We start from the raw sequence: 4,453 nt of genomic DNA on the forward strand, positions 1-4,453 counted from the left end.
AACGATTTAACTAGCACCACGCGTTCTCCTTATATATAAATCATTTTTGTAAGCAGTTACATTTATTATAATCTAATTTGCTTTAACTTGCTCGGTAGTTCCTTGTAAAGCTAGAATTTCTTGTCCCACCTTTACTGCACCTTGAGCTACTTGAGTAACATTTTCGTATTTCTTTGAGTTAGTAACTACAACTGGCGTTGTTACTTCATATCCAGCTGCCTTGATCTCATCAATATTAAATTTAACTAACGGATCTCCAGCTTTGACTTCTTGTCCTTTTTCGACTAAGGTCTTAAAGCCTTTGCCTTGCAAGTTCACCGTGTCCATACCAATATGCATTAATACTTCAGCACCATCAGTTGTGTTAATACCCACAGCATGTCCAGTTGGAAAAACAAGAGCAATCTTACCATCGGCTGGAGCATGAAGTACGCCTTCACTTGGTTCAATAGCAACACCTTGTCCCATTGCTCCACTTGAAAATACTTCATCTTTAATTTCTGATAATGGTTTTACATAACCATTTAATGGTGAAACTAATTTAGTAGAAGGATTTAAATCTGAATCATTTTGTTTCTTTACTTCGACTGAGTGATGAGCAACTTCATGTGCCTCATTTGCTGTTTCAGCAACTTTTTGTGCTTGCTTCTTATTGTATTCAGCATCAACTGATTTTTTACCAAAGAGCATTTGTAAAATAAAACCAACAACAAAAGCTACAACAGCAGATACAATTACCCCAATAACTGGAGTCATTGAACCACCTTTAGGATTGATATAGGCAGGAATAGCAAAGATTCCCATTGAAGGCATAATATAAAGAACTGCGTGGAAAATACCGATAATTGCACCTGATACAGCACCACCGATACAACTTAGGATAAACGGAGTTTTTCTTGGTAAAGTAACACCATAAATAGCAGGTTCAGTAACACCAAACAGACCTGAGAAGAAAGCACCTGTAGCAGTTTCTTTAAGTTTCTTATCCTTAGTTTGCTTAATGATAGCCAAGACAACACCGATTTGAGAATAGCAAACCATGCAAGTAAGAGCAAAAATTGGATCATAACCCAAAGCTGCTAGGTCAGCCGTAGTAACTGCAACGATTCCCAAGTGGACACCAAAGATAACGAGTACTTGCCATAAAGCGCCCACGAGTAAACCAGCGACAATTGGACTAAAGTTGTAGATGCCTGACATTACCGCACCAATACCATCTCCTACCCAAGTCATTACAGGACCAATTACGATAAAAGCAACTGGTAAAGTAATCAACATAGTGAAAGCCGGTACTAAGAACATCTGCACAACAGTTGGTATCCATTTTTTACACCAATGTTCAATAATTGAACCGAACCAAACGGCGAAAATAACTGGTAAAACGGTTGAAGTATAATTCATTGTTACAACCGGAATACCGAAGAAAGTTGTGTGAATCTCCGAAGCAAAAGCTGTTCCTTTAAATAAGGTAGCCAGAACCGTTTTACTTGTAGCTAACTGCACCATTGTTGGATAAGTCAACACAGCACCAATAGCTAAACCAATAAATTGATTCATGTGGAATCTGCGAGCTGCAGTTACACCCAAGAATACAGGCAAGAAGTAAAAGATACTGTCCCCAATTGCATACAGAATTTGGTAAGCACCTGAAGTCTTAGAAAGCCAGCCTAAGGCAGCACACATAACTACCAAGCCTTTGATAATACCACCGGCACTAAGTGGGGCTAGAATATCAGTAAAAATACCAGAAATAAGAGCAACTGCTTTATTAATTAAACTAGTATTTTCATCGGCAGTATCATCATCTGGTACTTGGCCTCCACCAGGAAAGCCACCCTCTTTTAATACAGCGTCATAAACATCCGCAACTGCATTGCCGATAACAACTTGATACTGACCACCAGCTTTTACCACAGTAACTACGCCAGCCGTATCTTTAAGCGCATCGTCATCTGCCTTTTTTTCATCTTTTAATTTAAAACGTAAACGAGTAGCACAGTGAACAACGCTATTCACGTTATCCTTACCACCAACATCTTCAATGATGGTTTTAGCTAATTCGTCATAATTCTTAGCCATTGTCTTTCCCCCTCAAAATAAAAACCCAAGCTACTCAAAAACTAAAGAACTATCAAAGTTCTACGTCTTTCAGCAACTCGGGTTCATGCCTAATTCTCTTAGTAACATACCTAAGCAACTTAGATATTTTATTGTCTTGATGTCACTCTAAAAATGTGTAACACCAAATAAAACTTATCGTCTGAATCTAATGTCCAGCCCATCTTAGAATGTAAGTAAGTCGCAATTCGTTCTGCTGTTTCATAAGCTTCGTTGTATTTAATTTTCATAAATGACAACAAAGACGGATCTAGTTGAGGATCTTCCTTTTTATCCTTTCGTAATAGTCTAACTAGTAAAATACGCAAATGTGTAATAAAACGACTATAGTTAAAAGAAGTTGTATCCAAGGTAATTTTGTATTGATACTGAATAATGCTAATAATTCCACTAATCAAGTTAGTAATCTGCATTGTCTCTTGGATCTGCGCATCATCAGAAGCTGCATTAACCAAGTGATAAGTCATAAAGATTGTTTCACTTTTTGGCAACTGAATATTAAATTCTGAATTGATTAACGCGATCACTTTGCCAGCCAATGCATATTCTTTAGGGAAAAGATTTTTTACTTCCCAATCATTATTAGCAGGATCAATGTCAATATTGTCATTAATTCTAGTCACGGCAAAATCAATATGATCAGCCAAAGCCAAAAATTGATAATCAGTAAATTTGGTTTGTAAAAGTGGTTCAACTAAATCAACAACCTGATTGGTAACATCAATTGTTTGTGGTCGGAATTCTTTTACTTGCTTTACTTCATCAGATTGTTCCGTAGTTATAAAACGACGTTCAATCTTTGATTCATCAACTTTTTGACCTTTCTTAAGACCAAAACCTATACCTTTTCCTAGAACAACTTCTTCTTTACCATCATCATCCTTTACTAACGCTGCACTATTATTAAAAGTTTTAAGAAATATCATCACGAATCACCTTTTAATCCATCTGAGCTATCAAAAAAGCTACTACGGATAAATTATACACTAAAGAATGTATAAACTCTTATCTCGTAGTAGCTAAGACCTGATCGAATCAGTAATCCGCTCACTTACAGTTACTATAATATTAGATTATGTAAGCGGTGTCAATAGAATTTTGCTAAAAAGTTACATAAAATATTAATAGAAAGAAAACGAGGTAACTCTATGAAATTTGTTTTAGCACCAGATTCATTTAAAGAAAGCATGACAGCTAAAGAAGTTTGTCAGGCAATGGAAAAAGGTATTAGAAAAGTTTTGCCAGATGCAGAAATCATCTCCGTTCCCATGGCAGACGGCGGTGAAGGTACAACTGACTCTTTAATTGATGCCACTTCAGGACATAAGGTTACTGTTACAGTAACTGGACCTTTGGGTAAGCCAGTTCAAGCCTATTACGGTATTCTTGGTGATCAACAAACCGCAATCATTGAAATGGCGCAAGCCAGTGGTTTATCATATGTTGCCAAAAAAGATAGAATCCCAGGTACAATCAAAAAGACATCAACCTTTGGTACTGGTGAATTAATCAACGATGCTTTAAAACATAATGTCAAAAGAATCATTATTGGGCTCGGTGGCAGCAGTACCAACGACGGTGGTAGTGGAATGGCGCAAGCCATCGGTGTAAAATTTTTCGACAAAAATAATCAAGAAATCACTGAAAAATTGGGCGGTGGGAATTTAAATAAAATAGCTAACATTGATTTATCTCACATCAATCCCCAAATTAAAGACACAGAATTTCTATTAGCCAGTGACGTAACCAACCCATTAACTGGCAAAAATGGTGCTTCTGCAGTTTTTGGACCACAAAAAGGTGCTGACGAAAAGACAGTCCAAGAATTAGATGAAAGCCTATGTCATTATGCGCAAATAATTCAAAAAACTATTGATCGTGATATTGCACATATTCCTGGCAGTGGTGCCGCCGGCGGCCTTGGTGCTGGTTTACTTGCCTTTACTAATGCACAAATTCACCCTGGCGTAAAACTAATTGCACACGAAACTAAACTTGAAGAAAAAATCAAGGATGCCGACTATGTTTTCACCGGCGAAGGTGGTACTGACTTTCAAACTAAGTTTGGTAAAACTCCCTTTGGAGTAGCTCAAATTGCTCAAAAATACGATATTCCAGTTATTTCTTTAGCCGGATATTTAGGTAAAGGAATTGATCAACTATATGATGCAGGCTTTACCGCTATCTTTGGTATTTTAGCAAAAGCCGAAAATATCACTCAAGCATTAGCTGATGGACCACAAAATGTGACCAGAACTACTGAAAACATTGTTCGTTTAATCGTAAAAAAATTAAGATGAGTTTTTACTCATCTTTTTTTCTACGTAAAGTCAAG

At 36.9% G+C, this 4,453-nt stretch carries 3 protein-coding genes; 1 reads left to right on the plus strand and 2 read right to left on the minus strand.

Annotated elements, in window-relative coordinates; genetic code table 11:
• Window positions 1–72: 72 nt before the first annotated feature.
• Window positions 73–2,079, minus strand: coding sequence for a beta-glucoside-specific PTS transporter subunit IIABC (locus FC57_RS10175; RefSeq protein WP_007125284.1), 2,007 nt, complete (start codon window positions 2,077–2,079; stop codon window positions 73–75).
• Window positions 2,080–2,207: 128 nt separating this feature from the next.
• A complete protein-coding gene (locus tag FC57_RS10180) occupies window positions 2,208–3,044 on the minus strand; it encodes a PRD domain-containing protein (protein ID WP_007125283.1) in 837 nt (278 codons plus the stop codon).
• A gap of 222 nt (window positions 3,045–3,266) precedes the next feature.
• Between FC57_RS10180 and FC57_RS10185 the strand changes: the two genes are divergently transcribed.
• A complete protein-coding gene (locus FC57_RS10185) occupies window positions 3,267–4,418 on the plus strand; it encodes a glycerate kinase family protein (RefSeq protein ID WP_007125282.1) in 1,152 nt (383 codons plus the stop codon).
• Window positions 4,419–4,453: the final 35 nt, after the last annotated feature.

Origin of the sequence: Lactobacillus ultunensis DSM 16047, assembly GCF_001436305.1 — a bacterium.
In the GTDB taxonomy this organism is placed as follows: Bacteria; Bacillota; Bacilli; order Lactobacillales; family Lactobacillaceae; genus Lactobacillus; species Lactobacillus ultunensis.